This window comes from Polaromonas sp. CG_23.6, from assembly GCF_029892315.1.
Classification (GTDB): domain Bacteria; phylum Pseudomonadota; class Gammaproteobacteria; order Burkholderiales; family Burkholderiaceae_C; genus Polaromonas.
The window spans coordinates 3045807-3064642 of sequence record NZ_JARXUY010000001.1 but is presented as its reverse complement, the minus strand read 5'-3'; the positions used below and the strand labels follow the sequence as shown (position 1 = coordinate 3064642).

The 18836-nt window shown below is 59.8% G+C and carries 17 protein-coding genes; 4 read left to right on the top strand and 13 right to left on the bottom strand.

Annotation, left to right across the window (positions count from 1 at the left end; translation table 11 throughout):
- Positions 1-464: 464 nt before the first annotated feature.
- Positions 465-692, bottom strand: coding sequence for a hypothetical protein (locus H4V98_RS14520; protein WP_196863616.1), 228 nt, complete (start codon positions 690-692; stop codon positions 465-467).
- A 376-nt stretch (positions 693-1068) separates the two neighbouring features.
- Here H4V98_RS14520 and H4V98_RS14515 point away from each other — a divergent pair, with 376 nt between their 5' ends.
- Entirely contained in the window at positions 1069-1812 is a 744-nt protein-coding gene (locus H4V98_RS14515) for an SOS response-associated peptidase family protein (RefSeq protein ID WP_196863615.1), read from the top strand.
- Between the two features lie 78 nt (positions 1813-1890).
- Here H4V98_RS14515 and H4V98_RS14510 read toward each other — a convergent pair whose 3' ends face one another.
- From H4V98_RS14510 to H4V98_RS14490, 5 genes are all read right to left on the bottom strand, one after another.
- The gene (locus H4V98_RS14510; protein ID WP_196863614.1) at positions 1891-2118 is read right to left on the bottom strand and encodes a hypothetical protein; all 228 of its coding nucleotides are present in this window, start codon (positions 2116-2118) and stop codon (positions 1891-1893) included.
- 275 nt (positions 2119-2393) lie between these two features.
- A complete protein-coding gene (locus H4V98_RS14505) occupies positions 2394-2813 on the bottom strand; it encodes a hypothetical protein (RefSeq protein WP_196863613.1) in 420 nt (139 codons plus the stop codon).
- A complete protein-coding gene (locus H4V98_RS14500) occupies positions 2788-3423 on the bottom strand; it encodes a nucleotidyltransferase domain-containing protein (RefSeq protein ID WP_231374740.1) in 636 nt (211 codons plus the stop codon). The genes H4V98_RS14505 and H4V98_RS14500 overlap by 26 nt, the downstream gene beginning before the upstream one ends.
- A 105-nt stretch (positions 3424-3528) precedes the next feature.
- Positions 3529-4347 carry a GIY-YIG nuclease family protein gene (locus H4V98_RS14495; RefSeq protein ID WP_231374739.1) on the bottom strand — a complete coding sequence of 273 codons (819 nt, stop codon included), beginning with the start codon at positions 4345-4347 and terminating at the stop codon, positions 3529-3531.
- A 53-nt stretch (positions 4348-4400) separates the two neighbouring features.
- Positions 4401-6266, bottom strand: coding sequence for a glutamine--tRNA ligase/YqeY domain fusion protein (locus H4V98_RS14490; protein WP_196863610.1), 1866 nt, complete (start codon positions 6264-6266; stop codon positions 4401-4403).
- Between the two features lie 134 nt (positions 6267-6400).
- On the opposite strand from H4V98_RS14490, the gene H4V98_RS14485 reads away from it, so the two are divergent.
- Entirely contained in the window at positions 6401-6892 is a 492-nt protein-coding gene (locus tag H4V98_RS14485) for a PXPV repeat protein (RefSeq protein ID WP_196863609.1), read from the top strand.
- A 121-nt stretch (positions 6893-7013) separates the two neighbouring features.
- Here H4V98_RS14485 and H4V98_RS14480 read toward each other — a convergent pair whose 3' ends face one another.
- The 4 genes from H4V98_RS14480 to H4V98_RS14465 all read right to left on the bottom strand — a co-directional run bounded on the left by H4V98_RS14480 (position 7014) and on the right by H4V98_RS14465 (position 11572).
- The gene (locus H4V98_RS14480) at positions 7014-7604 is read right to left on the bottom strand and encodes a DUF3455 domain-containing protein (protein WP_196863608.1); all 591 of its coding nucleotides are present in this window, start codon (positions 7602-7604) and stop codon (positions 7014-7016) included.
- 126 nt (positions 7605-7730) lie between these two features.
- On the bottom strand, positions 7731-8378 hold the full coding sequence (locus H4V98_RS14475; protein WP_196863607.1) for a DUF924 family protein: 648 nt from the start codon (positions 8376-8378) through the stop codon (positions 7731-7733).
- Positions 8379-8584: 206 nt separating this feature from the next.
- On the bottom strand, positions 8585-9910 hold the full coding sequence (locus H4V98_RS14470) for an MFS transporter (RefSeq protein ID WP_196863606.1): 1326 nt from the start codon (positions 9908-9910) through the stop codon (positions 8585-8587).
- 45 nt (positions 9911-9955) lie between these two features.
- Positions 9956-11572, bottom strand: a complete 1617-nt coding sequence (locus H4V98_RS14465; RefSeq protein ID WP_196863605.1) for a choline dehydrogenase — start codon at positions 11570-11572, stop codon at positions 9956-9958.
- Between the two features lie 162 nt (positions 11573-11734).
- Between H4V98_RS14465 and H4V98_RS14460 the strand changes: the two genes are divergently transcribed.
- Both H4V98_RS14460 and H4V98_RS14455 read left to right on the top strand, forming a co-directional pair.
- A complete protein-coding gene (locus H4V98_RS14460; protein ID WP_196863604.1) occupies positions 11735-12511 on the top strand; it encodes an IclR family transcriptional regulator in 777 nt (258 codons plus the stop codon).
- A gap of 81 nt (positions 12512-12592) precedes the next feature.
- Positions 12593-13426: an undecaprenyl-diphosphate phosphatase gene (locus H4V98_RS14455; RefSeq protein ID WP_196863603.1), complete on the top strand. Its 834-nt coding sequence runs from the start codon at positions 12593-12595 to the stop codon at positions 13424-13426.
- A 958-nt stretch (positions 13427-14384) separates the two neighbouring features.
- On the opposite strand, the gene H4V98_RS14450 is transcribed toward H4V98_RS14455, so the two are convergent.
- The 3 genes from H4V98_RS14450 to mutS all read right to left on the bottom strand — a co-directional run bounded on the left by H4V98_RS14450 (position 14385) and on the right by mutS (position 18747).
- Positions 14385-15227, bottom strand: a complete 843-nt coding sequence (locus H4V98_RS14450; RefSeq protein ID WP_196863602.1) for an alpha/beta hydrolase — start codon at positions 15225-15227, stop codon at positions 14385-14387.
- Between the two features lie 89 nt (positions 15228-15316).
- The gene (locus H4V98_RS14445; RefSeq protein WP_196863601.1) at positions 15317-16144 is read right to left on the bottom strand and encodes a proteasome-type protease; all 828 of its coding nucleotides are present in this window, start codon (positions 16142-16144) and stop codon (positions 15317-15319) included.
- A gap of 50 nt (positions 16145-16194) precedes the next feature.
- The gene (gene mutS, locus H4V98_RS14440; RefSeq protein WP_280757651.1) at positions 16195-18747 is read right to left on the bottom strand and encodes a DNA mismatch repair protein MutS; all 2553 of its coding nucleotides are present in this window, start codon (positions 18745-18747) and stop codon (positions 16195-16197) included.
- Positions 18748-18836 lie beyond the last annotated feature (89 nt).

The window sequence follows — 18836 nt, the reverse complement described above, 5'->3', positions numbered from 1 at the left end:
ATGCTCAAGATTGATATGGCTTTGATGATGAGCCCGTTGTGCAGGCTCTGCGTCTGTACAGGCTCGCTGCTGCGCTGCTGCGCTGCTGTCCCGCAACTGCACCGTTACCGGGTGTGTGCTGATTGACCTGATTGCGTGCATCAGCAGCTCTGGCGCAAGGCCGACAACGGACGCGCCCAGTGGGCCGTCTGCGTTGTGTGGCTGACGTCGAGGGTGGGTTTTGAAATGGACTGTGACTGGCTGCTGGCTGCTGCTTCATGGCAGCCATTGGCTGCTGACTGCAACCCTGCGCAAGGCGGGTTGCAGAGGTTGGGAATGCTGTGGCTGATGTGTCCGCCTGGACTCACGGCGCTTGTACGCCGAAAGCAGGCTTCACTCGGATTCATTGAAGCCCTGTGAAGCCAGAAGCAGATCGGGCCAGGCAGTCCGGCGCTGAAGCTTGTTGCCAGCACCACTGGGGCTGTTTAGCTGGCTTGCTCCGGCGTCATGGTGATCTTGCCGTCGCGAATGTAGTCGTCGAACTGCGTGCGTGGAATGGCGGTCAGGCCGGCGATGCCCTCGGCGGCTTCCCAACTCATCGTGGCGCTGTCGGGCGCCAGTTCCACTTCCACGCGGACGCGCGGGATTTCGATGGGCGTACCGTCACCCGGGGTATAGGTGACGTCACCGGTAATCATGGCGAACTGGGACATGGTAATTTCCTTGAGAAGGTGGAGGACAGTCTGAAAAAGTCACTAAGGCCTATTGAGCTTCAGCTTTTGAGCATAACCTGTCGGCAAAACACTTCAACTGCGCGCGGCTTGCTTTGAGCCATGCGCAAGCGTTGCGGCATCGACACGCCCTGTATTTCGAATGAAAAAGTGCTCTGGCGCACAGGGGATGGACGTAAGCAGCTATCAATTGCATAGCAATGAGTGTCACACTGACGGATGCGATTCTTGGCGAGTCACATCAGGCGGACCTGTCAGCACGCCCGCTCCCGAAATTTCCTTGCCCAGCGCATGCCGACCCAGGATTTTCCAGTCACGCCCGCAGCGGCGAAGGGTTGCAGTGCGATAGCATCGCCGCATGAGTACCCATTACCAGAGCGTTCACAGCGCCTTGCTTTACCCCGATGCGTTCCGTGTGGACGCCCCTGTCGTCCCCGTGGGGCGTGAAGTCTGGCCACGCCAACCGGGTGTTTTCATCCGCGTGGCCCAATCCCGGCCAACCGATGAGACTGAAGTGGCCGAAAAGGTTGAAAAGGTTGAAAAGGCCGAAGAGGGCGCAGAAGCCGACATGCCGCCCCGCGAGCCGCTGGCCCGTGCGCTGGTCGCCGGGCAATTTGGCCTGGTGCCGCGTTGGGTCAAGTCGGCTTCTGACGCCAAGCTGCGTTCAACCAAGCTGGTCAACGCCCGCTCGGAAACCGTGACCACGTCCAACAACTTCCGCGACGCCTGGCTGGCCGGGCAGCGCTGTATCGTGCCAATGATGGCGTTCATGGAAGACGACTGGCGCAGCGGCAAGGCCGTGCCCACCCGCATTTCCCGAGTCGATGGCAAGCCCTTGGGCGTGGCGGGCCTGTGGGAAAGCTGGACCGGGGCTGACGGCGAAGTCATCGTCAGCTACACCTTGCTCACGGTGAACGCCAACAGCCACGCGCTGATGAGCCGCTACCAGCAGCCCGGCAATGAAAAACGCATGCTGGCGATACTGAACGAGGGCGCTTTCGACGCCTGGCTGGGCGCCCGCCCGGAGAAGGCCAAAGAGTTCATGCGGGCCTATCCGGCCAACTGGCTGACGGCGAACCCGGTTGAGAAAAGCCGCCAGTAAGCGCTTGGGGTGGCCGCTGCGGAGCATGTGCGCCGCTGCGTCATGGTCAATGCCGCCCGCCCGGGTCCTCGCGTCAGCTCAAAAATCCAGGCGCTTGATCGCGACTTGATTGGAGGCTGACTCCGAATTCTCTGATTTGTTCGCTTTGACGGGGCTTTTGGGCTTGATGCCCGGCACGGTCATGCCAAAAGCGGCGGCCAGCTTGTGCGCTTGCTGTGCTGACTGGGCCAAAGCCTTTTGCAGTTCTTTGGGTGTGAGCATCAGACGGCTTGACTGAGTTTTTGCAGTTTTTGCAGTTTGTGCCATGTGACGGCCTCCGTGATGGTGAGTTGGTTGGCAAATTGCGTGGCGACTGGCAGCGCTTGATGGGCAGATGAATTGTTAAACAAAGCCCATTCATCGGCCGATGGAAGGTAGAGCTGTAAGAAATTTTGCAGACTGCGGCCAAATCGTCGTTTGAGCACATCCGCCGGCACATCATGCCCGCCAAGGGCCACTCGCAGCTTGACGCAGCGAATCAGATATTCGTCAGGTCGCGCTGGTGTTCAGAAACTTTGCCATGTCGCGTGTTGTTTTCAGGTTCAAGTCGGCGCGTTGAGCGCATCAGCCACTTTTTGTGTGGCCTCTATCAGGTCCAGCACCAGGCGCAGATCAATCTCCAGCAAGCCTTCATATTCCCCCAGATTGCGTTTGTTGTGGCACAGGTCCAGCACCCGCCAGACTTCGGGGCCCAGTCCGAGCGTGTGGGGCAGCAGCTGGAACACGATGTAGCGGTTGCTTGCGCGAAAGCCTTTGGCGCGCAGCGCAGCCAGGCACAGCGCATGGGCTGCGTTGTAGGCCAGGTCAAAACGGCTTTCCAATGCCAGCGCAATGTTGCGGGCATCCGTCAGACGGGCCTTTCCGGTGCGAACCAAGCCTGCCAGTTCAGCCGCGTCTGGTGCTTCGGCTTTGAGCGCTTTGCCGGGGCCGCTGAGGTTATGCAGTGGTGTGTTGGTGGCCATGCGGCAAAGTGGTTTCCTGGCCCAAAAGCCAGATCTTGGGTTGTTGCATCACGCGGACTAAAAAGGCATTGTCGTCCTGCAGCCGCGCCGCAAAATCAGCCCGCGTATAAAGGGCCGGGTTGATGGTGCGACCCAGTGTTTGGGTGGCAGCTTCCAATGCCGAGAACACATCGCCATAACCCAGCGAGTCACTGACCACCAGCAAATCGACATCACTGTGCGCGGTATCGGTCTGCTTGGCGATGGAGCCAAACACAAAGGCCTGCTCAATTTGCGCGGCCAGCGGCACCAGTGCAGCGCGCAGCACATCGGCCAAACCGGTTGTCTTGAGCACCAACCCACGCAACTCGGCAAACACAGGCGCCGCTGCATTGGCCTGGTAATGTTTCTGGTTGCCCTGCTTGGTGACCGTCAGCAAGCCCGCCTCGCTCAAACCCGCCAGTTCGCGCTGTACCGCTCCTGTTCCAGATTGCGCCAGTGCAATTACCTCGTTGGCGTAGAAGCTGCGATCCGGTGCGCCAAACAGCACGGCCAGAACCCGCTGGCGCACCTTGGGGAAGAGGGCGTCTGCGATGGATGATGAATCAGGCTGTGTTGTTAAAATACCCATATTGGGGTGCATCGTACCCTGATTGGGATTCTTTTGGTTTATTTAGATGAAATAGGCTTCTGCTGCATGTAAAAAAAGCGTTGGCAGCTATCAAAAACGTAGTGACTATTGGTTTGGAGTGGCTATCGCTTGCCGCTTCACATCATCCAGCGTTCTGCCCTTGGCGTTTTTCCATTCCAGCCAGCCGTTGGCAGAGCGGCCTTGCAAAGCCACCGCGGCCATGCTGGGGCTGGAGAACAAATAATCGCGAGTGAGCACCACGTCGCTGCCGTTGGCGGCAAGGATGCCTTCCGCTAAAAGTTTCTCGCGAAAGCGCTCATTGGCTTTGCCCTGGATGGATGCCACGTTTTCCAGCCGACCGCGTGAGCCTTTGAGTACGACAAAACCCTCGGCGGTGTACTCGCCCATGCCATCAGCTCCCGAGCCTTTGCAATAGAACAGTTCTGCCTCGCCCTTCGGCGTTAGCACATTGATCAGCGGTTCAAAAATGGGCTGTCCCAGCGTGGCGAGCAGGGTGGCGGCAGTCTCGTGAATTTCATGGCAATCGGCTTGCAGCGGCGCGGGGGTGTAGGGTTGCGAGCCGGTGTTGCCGTTCTCCAAGCAGTACCGCCCAGCTTTAGTGGCCTCTGCAATCGCGAACCACTCCAGAAAGAGCGCATGCGTCTGCGTCATGCTGTTGGTCAGCGAGATCACCACCATTGCTCGGTTCCAGAAGTCTTTGCCCTGGTTGTGCTGCACCAGCCGACTACCGACGCTGCCGGACTGGCCTATGTACACGCGCGGCAAGCCCGCCTCAGATAGCTCGCCCATCAAGAAGTACACGCCGACCTGCTGCGCCTCGGGCGTCTTGATGAACTCTGCTAGCTGGCTGCGTGGAACTTCAATCACGCGAATAATGCGGGTCGTGATTTCGGCCACGCGCATGCCACGCGGATCGCCTGCAGGGAGGAATATTTGGATGGTTTGTGGGCGGGGCATTACTTGCCCCATGAGTCCTTCAACCCCACAGCCAAGTTAAATACCGGCTTCCCCGCCACATGGTCCACCCGGTCCGCCACAAAATACCCGTGGCGCTCAAACTGGAACTTGTCATCGGCCTTGGCTTCAATCGAGCCGCCGCTGGCCAGCGAAGGCTCGACGTAGGCGTTCATGACCTTCAGGCTGTCGGCGTTCAGGTTGGTCAAAAAGTCCACGCCGCCGCCTTCAGGCTGCGCTTCCCTGAACAGGCGGTCGTACAGGCGCACTTCGGCCGGCACTGCATCGTTCACGCCAACCCAGGTGATCACGCCTTTGACCTTGACCGAATCCGAGCCCGGCGTGCCGCTCTTGGTGTCGGGCAGCAGCTTGGCGTGGACTTCCGTAATAAGGCCTTCGGCGTCTTTCACCGCGCCGACGCATTCAATGACGTGGCCGTATTTCAGGCGCACCTTGCTGGCGGCAATGGCCTGGCCGCTGGCATTGGTGTGTGCGGGGAACAGGCGGAAAAAGCCCTTGGGCGGGGTTTCTTCGTAGTCGCTGCGCTCGATCCATACTTCATTGCCGATCTTGAATTCGCGCTTGCCCAGTTCCGGGTGGTGCGGGTGAATCGGCGCGCTGCAATCGTCGAGCGCACCTAGGCCCATCACGTCGTCCCAGTTGGTCAGCACGAGTTTCACCGGGTCCAGCACGGCCATGGCGCGCGGGGCGCTGCCGTCGAGCGTTTCGCGCAGGCAGCCCTCTAACGTGCTGTAGTCGATCCAGCTGTCGCTCTTGGTCACGCCGATGCGCTCGGCGAACAGTTGCAGCGCTTCGGGCGTGTAGCCGCGCCGGCGCAGGCCGACGATGGTCGGCATGCGCGGGTCGTCCCAGCCGTTGACGCGCTTTTCATTCACCAGTTGCGCCAGCTTGCGCTTGCTGGTCAGCACATAGGTCAGGTTCAGGCGGGCAAATTCGTACTGGCGCGGGTGCGGCGTGGAAATCAAGCCCCCTTCGGCCAGGCGGTCGAGCAGCCAGTCATAGAACGGGCGCTGGTCTTCGAATTCGAGCGTGCAGATGCTGTGGGTGATCTGCTCCAGCGCGTCTTCAATCGGGTGGGCAAAGGTGTACATCGGGTAGATGCACCATTTGTCGCCGGTGTTGTGGTGGTGGGCGCGGCGAATGCGGTAGATGGCCGGGTCGCGCAGGTTGATGTTGGGGCTGGCCATGTCGATCCTGGCGCGCAGCACGGCGGCGCCGTCGGGCAGATGGCCATCGCGCATTTCGCGAAATCGGGCCAGGTTTTCAGCCGGGGTGCGGCTCCGAAACGGGCTGTCGGTGCCGGGTTTGACGAAGTCGCCACGGCTCAGGCGCATGGCTTCGGCGCTCTGCTCATCGACATAGGCGTGGCCAGCGCCAATCAGGTATTCGGCGGCGCGGTACATGAAGTCGAAGTAGTCGCTGGCCTGGTACAGGTTGGTTTCGCCATGGTTGCACCAGTCAAAGCCCAGCCAGTGCACCGCGTCCTTAATGGAATCTACGTATTCGGTGTCTTCTTTTTCCGGGTTGGTGTCGTCAAAGCGCAGGTGGCACACGCCGCCGTAGTCGCGCGCCAGGCCAAAGTTCAGGCAGATGCTTTTGGCGTGGCCGACATGCAGGTAGCCATTGGGCTCGGGCGGAAATCGCAGGCGCACCTTGGCGGGGTCCAGCGGACCGCTGGCATGGTGCGCGGCATCGCCGGGGCTGCCTCCCCATCGGCGGGTGGCATAGGTGCCTTCGGCCAGGTCTTTTTCAATGATCTGGCGAAGGAAGTTGCTGGGCTTGTTGGCTTCCTTGTCAAGGGCAGCAGGGGCAGGCGCGACGGCTTTGGAGAAGGCGGGTGAAGTCATCTCCTGATTTTAGGGGGTAGAAAGTTGAGCTTACGTTTGGAAACGTTCTTAACTGTGCATGCAGTAGGCGACATTGGATCTGGCGCGTTTAATTAAACATACGGGCATTTAGCGCCCTTCCTTAGGAGTCGTTCATGAACACAAGCATCCGCAGAATCAAGTCTGCCATCCTGGCAGGCGCCACTGCTTCGTTGGCGGTGGTCGCCTTGGGTTTTGCAGGCGCTGCCCAAGCGCGTGACAACATAAGCTGGTCAATTGGCGTAGGCATTCCAGGCTCGGTGGTCAGTTTTGGCAATGTGGGGTCGATCTACCCACAACCCGTCTATGTCCAGCCACAGCCGGTGTACGTTCAGCCTCAGCAGGTTTATGTACAACCTCAGCCGGTATATGTGCAGCCCGCGCCTCGCTATTACGATCCGCGTCCGGTTTTTGTAAGGCCAGCGCCGGTGTACCTGTCGCCTCAGCCTATTTATTACGAGCGCGAACGTCGCCATGGCCACAACTGGCGCCATGACGGCGGAAACTATATTCAGGGCAACGGCTACGGCCCGGGTTATGGCGAGGTGTATTACCAGGGTGGCGACCGCGACAGTTATCGCGGCGACCGGCGCGACGGCCGCCGCTGATCCGCTCACGCAACGTCGGTGAACATAAAAAAGCCCGCAAGGCTGAAGCTTGCGGGCTTTTTACGTTTGTGGTGCCGTTATGAAGGGCGCGTGGTGATCAAACACCGTTCAATTGGTGGTATCAAGCCGCTTTCCAGAAAATATAGTCAGCCTGATAAGGCAGCGTCAACTTGTCGCCGACATCAGTCTGGGTGCAAGCCTTGCTTAAATCCTGCCCGCCCTTGGTCTTGATGCGCTGGATATAGGTGATGTTTTGCATGGCACCTGGCGCCACGCCAGGCGTTCCCTTGGACAACTGGTAGGCGAGGTTGGTGGCGCCCGTGCGCGGTGCAAGGGCGACTTGCGTGCCGACAACGCTGGAACCGTCGGTGTGGATCCAGGTGGCCGGCGGGCCGGTGTATCTGGCGACGGTCTTGCCGGTGCGGTCCATCAGCTCAGCCTGCGGGCTGGCGAGCACCCAGCCGATGGCGCCGCCCATGGCGGGGTTGGCCTTGCATTCATAGTTGAGGATGCCAACCGCTGTAGTTTCAAGCGCCACTACATGGCCTGATGGCACCAGGATCTGGTCGTCCAGCCGGTCCTGGCTGTATTCCTTGGGCGGCGCCTTGACACCGGCGCATCCGGCCAGCAGGGCGACCGAGCCGGTCACGAAAGCCAGCGCCAACAGGGCGTTTTTGCTGCGCATGCCGACGGGAGAATGTGCGTTTTTCATCAGTTTCCTCAGGGGTTGTTGTGCGCTCAAGTACACAGCGGCGCGGCAAGCACGACAGTAGGACGCTGCGCTGACTCACTGAGGGGCATTTCCAGCATGTGAAAAAAGCCAGGCAGCCAGAACCGCTTATTGCCCGAAGCGCGGACCATTGCGCAGGAACTCTTTTTCCTCTGCACTGCTTTTGCGGCCCATGACCGCATTGCGGTACGGAAATCGGCCGAACCGCGCAATGATGCCCTGGTGCTTGATGGCAGAGTCGAGGCTTCCTTGAAGCTTGGGCTTCAGGGGGGTCGGCGCGTCGGCCACCAGTTGCGAAAAGGAGGCCACGCATTTTTCCTGCAGCACTAGGTCTTCGGCGTGCATCAGCGGCATGTACAAAAACACCCGGCCGACCCACGGCAGTTCTTGGTCTTCTTGCTGCGCCAGGGTGTTCAGCGTGAGCTGCCGGGCCTGCACGTCGCCGTCAAAAGCACGGGCCGTGCCGCGAAACAGGTTGCGGGTGAACTGGTCGAGCAGAATCACCAGTGCCAGCCGGCTGTGAAGCGATGACTCCCATGTCGCCAGTCCACCTTGCAGGGCGGATTGCACCGCCTGGCCGAAGCGGACCCGGATTTCATCGTCAAGCGTGGCACCACCCAGGAACCAGCGCCGGTTCATGCCTTTGGACGGCCAGCCCAGCGCCAAGCCATCACCCAGCCAGAAACTCAGGATGTCGGTGGGCGTTAGCAGGTGGACGCCGGGTGGCAAAGTGGCGTGTGGTGTGCTGGTGGTCATGGTGCGGGCCGCTTCATTATTTTCCACTCTGCGAGGCAACCCTTCCTTGTTCGCGCTCGCAACAAGTCGAAATCTGCTTTTGAACAGGATTCTTGACGAATGGCGGTGCTTGGGTTGGTCAATGCAATAAGAAACGACCGGGACAAGCAATGCTTGTCCCGGTCGTTCGGCTTTCATGGACTGCAGGCTTGTTGCCTGCGTCAACCTCAAGCGCGCTGCGGCTGTCTTGCTGGCGTGCCAAGCGCCGCGAGCTTGAGCTTGTCGCGTCCTATGGACCATGCACAGGCCGCCGACACAGCGCCTGCAAACAGCACGTACAGGGCAATGTGCCAGGGTTGTCCGCCACCCGTCTTGAGCAGCGCTGTGGCAATGATGGGCGTGATGCCTGAGGCAAAAATCCCCGAGAACTGGTAAACGAAAGAAATGCCGGTGTAGCGCACCTTGGCATCGAACAGGTCACAAAACAGCGCCGCTTCAGGACCATAAATCGCTGCGTAAAGGATGCCCAGAGGAATGACGATCGAGATCCAGATAAGCGTGACATTGCCGCCTGAATTCGTCATCAACCAAAAAGCAGGAAAGGCCGACAGCGCCGTAATGATGGAGCCCCACATGAAGACCTTGGTCCGGCCCAGGCGGTCGGACATCCTGCCAAAGAAGGGAATGCTGACAATCATGACCAAAGCCGAAATCATTACGCCCAGCAGGGCATCGGTGCGGGTAATCTTGACTGTGTTGGTCAGGTAATTGATCGAAAACACGCCAAAGATGTTGAAGAACACACCGTCGATATAGCGTGCGCCCATACCTTTGAGCACATTGGCCGGATAGCGCCGCATCATGTCGAAAAACGGAATAGCTGCTTCGGCATTGTTTTCTTTTACGGCGGTAAATTCCGGGGTTTCCTGCACCGACAGCCGGATGTACATGCCGACGGCAACCATCACGCCTGACAGCAGAAAGGCAATGCGCCATCCCCAGGCCATGAACTGCGCATCCGTCAGCGCCCAGGACAACAGTCCGACCACGCCAGAGGCCATGCACAGGCCGATAGCCAGGCCGATTTGCGGCAAGGATGCGTAAAAGCCGCGCTTTTCCTTGGGCGCATATTCGTAGGCCATGAGTACAGCGCCGCCCCATTCACCACCCAGCCCGATGCCTTGCATCACGCGCATCAGCAGCAGCAGCAAGGGTGCGGCGATACCGATCTGGTCGTACGTGGGAATCAGGCCGATCAGGAAAGTGGCAATGCCCATGATCATCAAGGTGATGACCAGCATGCTTTTGCGGCCCAGCTTGTCGCCGAAATGTCCAAATATCACACCCCCCAACGGACGGGTGATGAAGCCGACAGCAAACGTGCCATACGCCAGCATGGTGGACACCGTGATGTCGTCCGACGGGAAATACAGCTGGTTGAAGACGATGCCGGCAACGACGCCGTACAAAAAGAAGTCATACCATTCGAGGCTGGCGCCAACCAGCGCCGATATGACGACCTTGCGGATCGCCTTTTCATTGTGCGTGCTCATGTCTTGTCTCCTTTGTATAAATGAAAGCTGTCGGTTGCGCTGCGTCTAGCGTGCATAAGACGCTGTTTTCCTGGCATCCTCCCGAATCATGTCGGCCGCTTTTTCGGCAATCATGATGACGGGGGCATTGGTATTGCCGGAGACGATTTCCGGCATGATGGAACAGTCGACCACGCGCAAACCGGTCAGGCCATGCACCCGCAATCGGGGATCGACCACTGCCATGGCGTCAATTCCCATCTTGCAAGTGCCGCTCGGGTGGTAAATGCTCTGGCTGTAACGGCGGGCAGCGTCAAGCAACTCCGCATCTGTCTGGAACTGCGCCCCCGGCACAAATTCAGAAATGATGTGCGGCGCCATCGAGGAAGACTGCGCAATACGCCGAGCCACCTTGACACCACCAATCACCACCGCATGATCGCGCTCGTCGGACAGATAGTTGGCGTAAATGGCGGGGTAGACCAGCGCATCGGGGGAGGTGATTTCTATGTGGCCACGGCTGTAGGGGCGCAACTGGCAGACCGACGACGTGAAGGCCGAGAACTTGTGCGCCCCTTCGCCCGGCTTGTCGGCACTCAGGGGCTGCATGTGGAACTGGATGTCGGGACGCGTCACGTCCGGGCCCGAACGGGTGAAGATGGTGACCTGACTGGCCGCCAGCGTCAGCGGCCCGGTGCGGCTGAACGCATACTGCATGCCGACCTTCAACTGACCGAGGTAGGTGTTGACCTCATCGTTGAGCGTGCGCTCCCTGGTCTTGAAGACCAGACGCACTTGCAGGTGGTCCTGCAGGTTCTGGCCAACCCCTGGCAAGGCATGCACCACCGGCACGCCTACCCTGGCCAGCAGATCTGCCGGACCGACGCCCGAGCACTGCAGCAACTGCGGTGAACCGATGGCACCAGCGGCCAGGATCACCTCGGCCCCGGCATGGGCTTGGAGGCGTTGCCCGTCCTGGATATATTCCACCCCGACGGCGCGCTTGTCTTCGAACAGCACGCGCGTGGTCTGTGCTTTGGTCTTGACGGTGAGGTTGGCGCGCTTGCGGGCAGGGCGCAAAAAGCCGCGGGCGGTACTCCAGCGAAAGCCCTTGTAAGCGGTCTGCTGGAAGTAGCCCACACCCTCTTGCACTGCGCCGTTGTAGTCTTCATTGAAAGGAATGCCAATGTCCATGGCGCCGGCAATGAAATGGTCTGCAATGGGGCGACGCAGCCTGAGGTCAGAGACTTTCAGCGGACCACCGACGCCGTGGTATTGACTTGCCCCGCGCTCCTGGTCCTCGGATTTCTTGAAGTAGGGCAGCACGTCGGCGTAGCTCCAGCCCGGATTGCCCAGTTCAACCCAGTGGTCGTAATCTTCATGCTGACCGCGCACATAGAGCAAGCCGTTCAGCGAACTTGAACCTCCCAGCACCTTGCCCCTTGGCCATTGCAGTTGGCGATTGGCGGTGCCAGCCTCGGGCTCGGTCTTGTAGCACCAGTCCAGGTTGGGGTCATGCATGGTCTTGAAGTAGCCCACCGGAACGTGGATCCAGGGATTCCAGTCCTTGCCGCCGGCCTCCAGCAACAGCACCCGGGTTGCCGGGTCTTCAGACAGCCGGTTGGCGAGGACGCAACCTGCGGAACCAGCGCCGACAACGATGTAATCAAATTCTTTGGTCATACTTCTTGCTTTGCCTGTTCGGTTTGCCATGGCATTGCTGCTTTGAGATTCATTTCCTGCCCTTCAATAAAGGGTGAAAAATTACCGGACCTTTTCATTCCATTTATTAAACATGAATAATTATTTATTGGAACGTTTAGTTCCGATATTAGAAGTTACCCTATGACCAAAAAAAATACTTCGACTTCAACTTCTTCAACCGGCTCTTCAGCCGAGCGCAGCTTGCGATTGCTGGCGCGCCTGGCCAGGGAAGGCCGAGCGCTTTCACTGGCGGATCTGGCTGCCGACCTGGCCTTGCCTAAAGGCACCGCCCATCGTTTGTGTGCACAGTTGCTGGAGACAGGATTCATTGCGCGTGACATCAACGAGCGCGACTTCGTCGTCGGGCCAGCCCTGCGCAAGCTGTCTTTTGACACGTTGACCCACGGCACAGTCCGGGGCCTGCGGCATCAGGTGTTGACGGAGCTGGTCAAGGAAGTGGGGGAAACCTGTAACTTCACCACCCTGGACGGCGCCTCGGTGCTGTACCTGGACCGTGTCGAAGCGCCTTGGCCGTGGCGACTGACCTTGGAAGTGGGCGAGCATGTGCCCCTGCACTGCACAGCCAGCGGGAAAATGTTCATGGCACTGATGCCCGCCAGGCAGCGAGAGTTACTGATTTCAGAGCTGAGTTTGACGGCCATGACCGACGCCACGATCACGTCCAGAGCGCAGTTGCTTCAGGAGTGCGAAAGTATTGCCCGTGCCGGTTATTCGCTGGACCGCCAGGAGTTCATCGACGGATTGCTCGCGCTGGCCGTGCCGGTGTGGGATGAAAACGGCATCATGCGCGCGGCTTTGGCTGTGCATGCGCCGGTTTCCCGGCTTTCTGCCGAGCAGGCGCTGCAACGGCTGCCGGCGCTGCAGGCGGCAGCCCAGCGCCTGAGCCGGCTTTTGTAAGGCCCCTGACCTGTTGGCGCCGGAATAACCACAGGGCTAAAAACCAGCGACGATAATCGCGCCTTCATTCAAGGAGTAAGCGTGGATACTGTTTTGCTGGTCAAAGCCGCCATCATGGGCATTGTCGAAGGACTGACCGAATTTCTTCCCATTTCATCGACCGGGCACCTGATTTTGGCGGGCGCATTGCTGGGTTTCGACGACTCAAAAGCCAAGGTGTTCGACATTGCCATCCAGACGGGCGCCATTTTTGCCGTGATTTTGGTGTACTGGCAAAAAATCCGCAGTACTGTTATCGCGCTGCCGAATGAAAAGCAGGCGCAGCAGTTTGCGTTGAATGTTCTGGTGGCTTTTATACCGGCTGTGGTGCTGGGGTTGCTTTTTGGTAAGGCCATCAAGGCGCACCTGTTCACGCCAGTGGTGGTGGCCAGCGCGTTTATCGTCGGCGGCTTCATCATTTTGTGGGCCGAGAGGCGGCAAAAGCGCAACCCGGCGGCTGTCCGTATCCACAATGTCGAGTCGATGACGACGATGGACGCGCTCAAGGTCGGTCTGGTGCAATGCCTGGCCATGATCCCGGGCACCAGCCGCAGCGGCTCGACCATCATTGGCGGCATGCTGCTTGGCCTGTCGCGCAAGGCAGCGATTGATTTTTCGTTCTATCTGGCGATTCCGACGCTGATTGGCGCAGGCGTCTACAGCCTGTACAAGGACCGAGCACTGCTGTCAATGGCGGACGTGCCTATGTTCGGCGTCGGCTTGCTGTTTTCTTTTCTAAGCGCCTGGATGTGTATTCGCTGGCTGTTGCGCTACATCGCCAACCACGACTTTGTGTACTTTGCCTGGTATCGCATCGCCTTCGGCATCGTGGTGCTGGCCACAGCCTGGAGCGGCCTGGTGGTCTGGGCGGACTGAGCAAGAAATAGTGATTGCTTACCTGACTGCAGGTCAACTTGCGGTCTCTGTTCTTTAGTTTTGGTTTTTTTGTTTTTTGTTTTTTGGCTTTGGAGGCTTCTTCTGTGGTTTGAGGGGTGAGCGCCTTCCCGGCGGGGGTAACTTTCTTTTCTGGCAAAAAAGAAAGTCACCAAAGAAAGTTGCCTGGAAGCGGGAGCGGGTTAGAGCTGAACGCTCTGACAGGCCATCGCTTCGCTAGGCCCTGGGTTCTTTGATCGGCGGCTGGTGGCTCTGACTTGGGCTGGCTGGTTCTACCGCTCGTTCGCCAACAGCTTCACGCTCTGCTTGATCTGCTTGATCTGCTTGATCTGCTTGGCTTGCGCTTCGCTGTTTGCTGTCGGCAACTCCAGTTTTCTTTCTGGGGGTCAGTGGCTGTGGAACCACCATTGCCCTTTTTTTACTGTCCCTTGTCAGCCCACGCCCCGCCCTAACAAAGAAAAAATTTAGAAAAAGAAACTGCCATAAGTGCTTAAAGCACAAAGAAAAAGATCAAGCAGAGCGTGAAGCTGTTGGCGAACGAGCGGTAGAACCAGCCAGCCGCCGAAATTGCTAACCGCCATCAAATCAAGGTGCCAAGGGCCCAGCGAAGCGATGGCCCGTCAGAGCGTTCAGCTCTAACCCGCTCCCGTTTCCAGGCAACTTTCTTTGGTGACTTTCTTTTTTGCCAGAAAAGAAAGTCACCCCCGCCGGGAAGGCGCTCACCCCTCAAACCACAGAAGAAGCCTGCTAAAGCCAAAGCCCAAAGCCCAAAGCCCAAAACCAAACAATAGAAACAGCGATCAAACGGTAAGCGTTCGCAGCTAAAAAAATAATAAAAAACCGATTTTGCGCAAGCTGCATAAAGCTTTACAGCTATCTATTGCATAGCAGGCCACGAGCGCTTGGCCTGCAGCATACAGAAATGCCTCGAAAGCCGCCTTCACCCCATGAAGTTCAGCAGCGCCGCTTCGATGGCGGCCGCTGTGGCCAGCGGCTTTTCCATCGGAAACAAGTGGCTGCCGTCGAGCATCATGATGCGGCCCTGGGTGACTTTTTGCGTCATCGCCATGCCGACCTGCTTCATCTCGGCCGACTGGCGCCCGCCGATGAAGGTCGATGAGCATTGCAGCGGATGCGATCTCAGCAGCTGCTCCAGGTTGTCGGGAAGGGTGTTGTAAATCGCCGTTTCCACGTCGCGGTCAAAACTCAGCAGGCGCTGGCCTTGCGCAGTGCCACCTTCGTCGTGGGTGCCGTGGTCGATGTAGTCGCGCAGCACCTGCTCGTCCCAGCAGGCAAAGGCTTTCTTGCTGCGAAAGTGCGCCAGCACCTCGTCCCGGCCCAGCCACTGGTGGCGGCGCTTGCGGCTGATGGCGCCCGGCGAGATCGACCCCACCAGCTTCGCGCGCTTGGCCACGCTGAGCGCCTTGGCGCGCCAGCCACCCAGCACCGGCGAGTCGAGCATCAGCACGCCGCCGACCTTCTGGCCGCCCAGCTGGGGGTGGCGGGCAGCGCACATCAGGCTCAAAAAGCCGCCCAGCGAATGGCCGACCAGAAAGGCGGGCTGGCCCGACTTTTCGACTTCCTGGCTGGCAAAGTCGGCCAGTTGCTGCACCAGGTTGGGCCAGTTGCTGGTGACCGGGTAACGCGGGTCATGGCCGAATTTTTCAATTGCCTGGATTTGAAAACCCCGCGCCTTCAAACTCTGGAACAACACGCCGTAGGTGCTGGCCGGAAAGCTGTTGCCATGGGAAAAAATGATGAGGGGTAGGGTACTTTTGGACACGGGGATAAAGGGGAACTGGAGCGCGCAGGCTGCAATTTTGCCCGGAGGTTAATGTCAGTGAAAAAGCAATGCGGGAGCAATAAAAAGGCCTAGATCAGTTTTTCATGCGGCGTGCTGATTTTTTTCAGCACGGCATGGCGGCCAGCCGGCATCTTGATCGGCGTTTCAGTGTGCGCATCGTCCCACACCGGGTCTTCGATGCTGTCGAACACCTCGCGCAGCTTTTGTCCCCAGCTGTTGTGCATCATCTGGTAGTAAGGGTTGTCCTGGTCGATGCAGACGATCTTGTCGCTTTTCAAGCTGTCGACTTCGTACACCACCAGGTCCAGCGGCAGACCGACCGACAGGTTGGACTTCATGGTTGAGTCCATCGACACCAGCGCGCACTTGGCGGCCTCGTCCAGCGGCGTTTCAGGCCGGATGACCCGGTCCAGTACCGGTTTGCCATATTTAGATTCACCGACCTGGAAGTAGGGCGTTTCTTCGGTGGCCTCGATAAAGTTGCCGGGCGAATACACCTGGAACAAGCGCATGCCTTCGCCCTTGATCTGGCCGCCGAAGACCAGCGACACGTTGAAGCCGACAGCGTCGTTGCGCAGCGCCTGGGCGTCGTGCTCGTAGACGCGGCGTATGGCCGACCCCAGCACGCGGGCGGCGTCGAACATGCTCTTGGCGTTCCAGATGGTGATCGGCTCGCCGCCAGCGGGATCGGGTATTTCCTCGGTCTGCAATATCTCGCGCACCGACTGCGAGATCGACAGGTTGCCGGCGGTCAGCAGCACCATGAAGCGGTCGCCTGGCTTTTCATAGACGATCATCTTGCGAAAGGTGCTGATGTGGTCCAGGCCCGCGTTGGTCCGGGAGTCGGACAGGAAAACCAGTCCGGCATTGAGTTTGATGGCGACGCAGTAAGTCATGGCGTGAAGAGGGGTTGAAGAGTACATGGGATGCCTGGAGGGCTGCGGATCTAGGCGGCGTTCGCAAGCTTTTTAAGCCGGTACAGCGCATCAAGCGCTTCCCGGGGGCTCAAGATATCAGGATTTATGGAGGCCAGTGTTGTTTCAATGGCCGAAGGTTCGGTCGCCGGCAGTTCTGGCGGTGCGGCAAACAGGTCAACCTGCGCGCTGGCCTGGCTTTGCTGGGTTTCCAGCGCAGCCAGCGCATGCCGCGCATGGTTAAGGACAGCGGCGGGCACGCCGGCCAGCTTGGCCACGGCAATGCCGTAGCTCTTGCTGGCCGGACCGGGTTCGATATGGTGCAAAAACACGATGTCGCTGCCCGACTCGACCGCGCTGACATGTACATTGACTGCGCCATGGTGCTGAGCCGGAAATCCGGTCAGCTCGAAATAATGCGTGGCAAACAGCGAGAACGCCTGCGACTTGTTGTGCAGGTGCGCGGCAATGCCGCCGGCCAGCGCCAGGCCGTCGAAGGTCGAGGTGCCTCGCCCGATCTCGTCCATCAGCACCAGCGAATGGGGTGTGGCGGCATGCAAAATCTGCGCGGCTTCGAGCATTTCGAGCATGAAGGTCGATTGCGCGTTGGCCACGTCGTCAGCCGCGCCGATGCGTGTGTGAATCGCATCGATCGGCCCGAGCCGGCAGCGGCTGGCAGGTACATAGGAGCCGATGCTGGCCAGCAAGACGATCAGCGCGACCTGGCGCATATAGGTCGATTTGCCGCCCATGTTGGGGCCGGTGATGATCTGCATCCGGCTTTTTCCGGTCAGGCTGCAGTCGTTGGCAATGAAGGCACCGCCGCCCGTCTCAAGCAGCCGGGCTTCCACCACCGGGTGCCGCCCCTGCGCAATGTCGATGCACGGTTCCTTGACGAAATCGGGAGCGCACCAGCCCAGCGTCAGCGAGCGCTCGGCCAGCGCGCACAGCGCATCCAGCGCGGCAATGGCGCGTGCCAGCCGGCTCAGCGCGGGGATGAAGGCCTGCAGCTGGTCGAGCAGTTGCTCGTACAGCCACTTTTCGCGCTCCAGCGCGCGTGTCGAGGCCGACAGCGCCTTGTCCTCGAAGGCCTTGAGTTCGGGCGTGATGTAGCGTTCGGCATTCTTCAGCGTCTGGCGGCGCCGGTAGTCGGCGGGCACCTTGTCCAGCTGGCCCTGCGTGACCTCGATGTAAAAGCCGTGCACCTTGTTGTACTGCACGCGCAGGTTGGCAATGCCGGTGCGGGCTTTTTCGCGGCTTTCCAGTTCCAGCAAAAAGCCGTCGCAGTTGGTCTGGATGGCGCGCAGCTCGTCCAGTTCGGCGTCGCAGCCCCGGTTGATGACGCCGCCGTCGCGGACCAATGCCGCCGGCTCGTCCAGGATGCAATGGCGCAGCAGTTCGGCGCAGCCGGGTGGCGGCTGCAAATCCTCGAAAATAGTGGTTAAAAGTGCCGTTTGCTCAATACCCACGGGCACAAGCAGCTCTGCTTTTTGTAGCGTCAACTGCAGCGCGACGAGTTCGCGCGGGCGCACTTGGCGCAACGCGATGCGCGCCGTGATGCGCTCGACGTCGCTGCTGCCCTTGAGTTGCGCGCGCAAACCTTGCTGGCTGCTGGCGCGCAGCTGCGTGATGGCTTCCAGGCGGCCGGCGGCCTGGGCGCGGTCGCGGCGCGGGCTGAGCAGCCAGCTTTTCAGCGCCCGGCTGCCCATGCCGGTGGCGCAGGTGTCAAGCAGCGAGAACAAGGTCGGCGCACTTTCGCCGCGCAGGGTCTGCGTGAGTTCAAGGTTGCGCCGGGTCGTCAGCGGCAGTTCGATCAACTCGCCCGAACGCACCACCTGGAGGCCCTGCACATGCGACAGCGCGCGCCCCTGGGTGTGTTCGGCATAGCCCAGCAGCGCCGAGGCGGCAGCATGCGCTTCGCCCAGGGCTTCGGCCTGCCACGCCGCCAGCGAAGCCACCTTGAGCTGCTCCAGCAGGCGGCGCGCGCCCAGGGCCGCGTCAAACTGCCAGGCCGGCCGCGCGCTGGCGGCGCAACGCCAGCTTTTCAGGCGCTGCTCGAACGCCGGCGTGATATCGGCGTTGTAGAGCAGTTCACTCGGGGCGATGCGCGCCAGCCAGGTTTCCAGCTCGCCATTGACGCAATGCGCCAGATGGATTTCGCCTTGCGTCACACTGAGCCAGGCCAGCCCGCAGGTGTTGCGCGCGCCTTGGTGCACCGCTAGCAAAATCAATTCGGTCTTGTCGTCGAGCAGTTCCGCGTCCAGCAGCGTGCCCGGCGTGACCACGCGCACCACCTTGCGCTCGACCGGGCCTTTGGCTGTAGCCACGTCACCGGTCTGCTCGCAGATTGCTACCGATTCGCCGAGCTTGATCAGCTTGGCGAGGTAATTCTCCAGCGAATGAAACGGCACGCCGGCCATCATCACCGGCTCACCGGCCGACTGGCCGCGCCGCGTCAGCGTGATGTCGAGCAGGCGCGCGGCCTTTTCGGCGTCGCCATAGAACACCTCGTAGAAGTCGCCCATGCGGTAGAACACCAGCGTGTCGGGGTACTCGGCCTTGATGGCGTGGTACTGCTGCATCATGGGGGTATGCTTCGAAAATCCTTCGCTACTAACCCCTTGTTTTGTAGAGCTTTCAGCCGCTGAGCCCGCATGGTGCTTGGGGTTGGCTG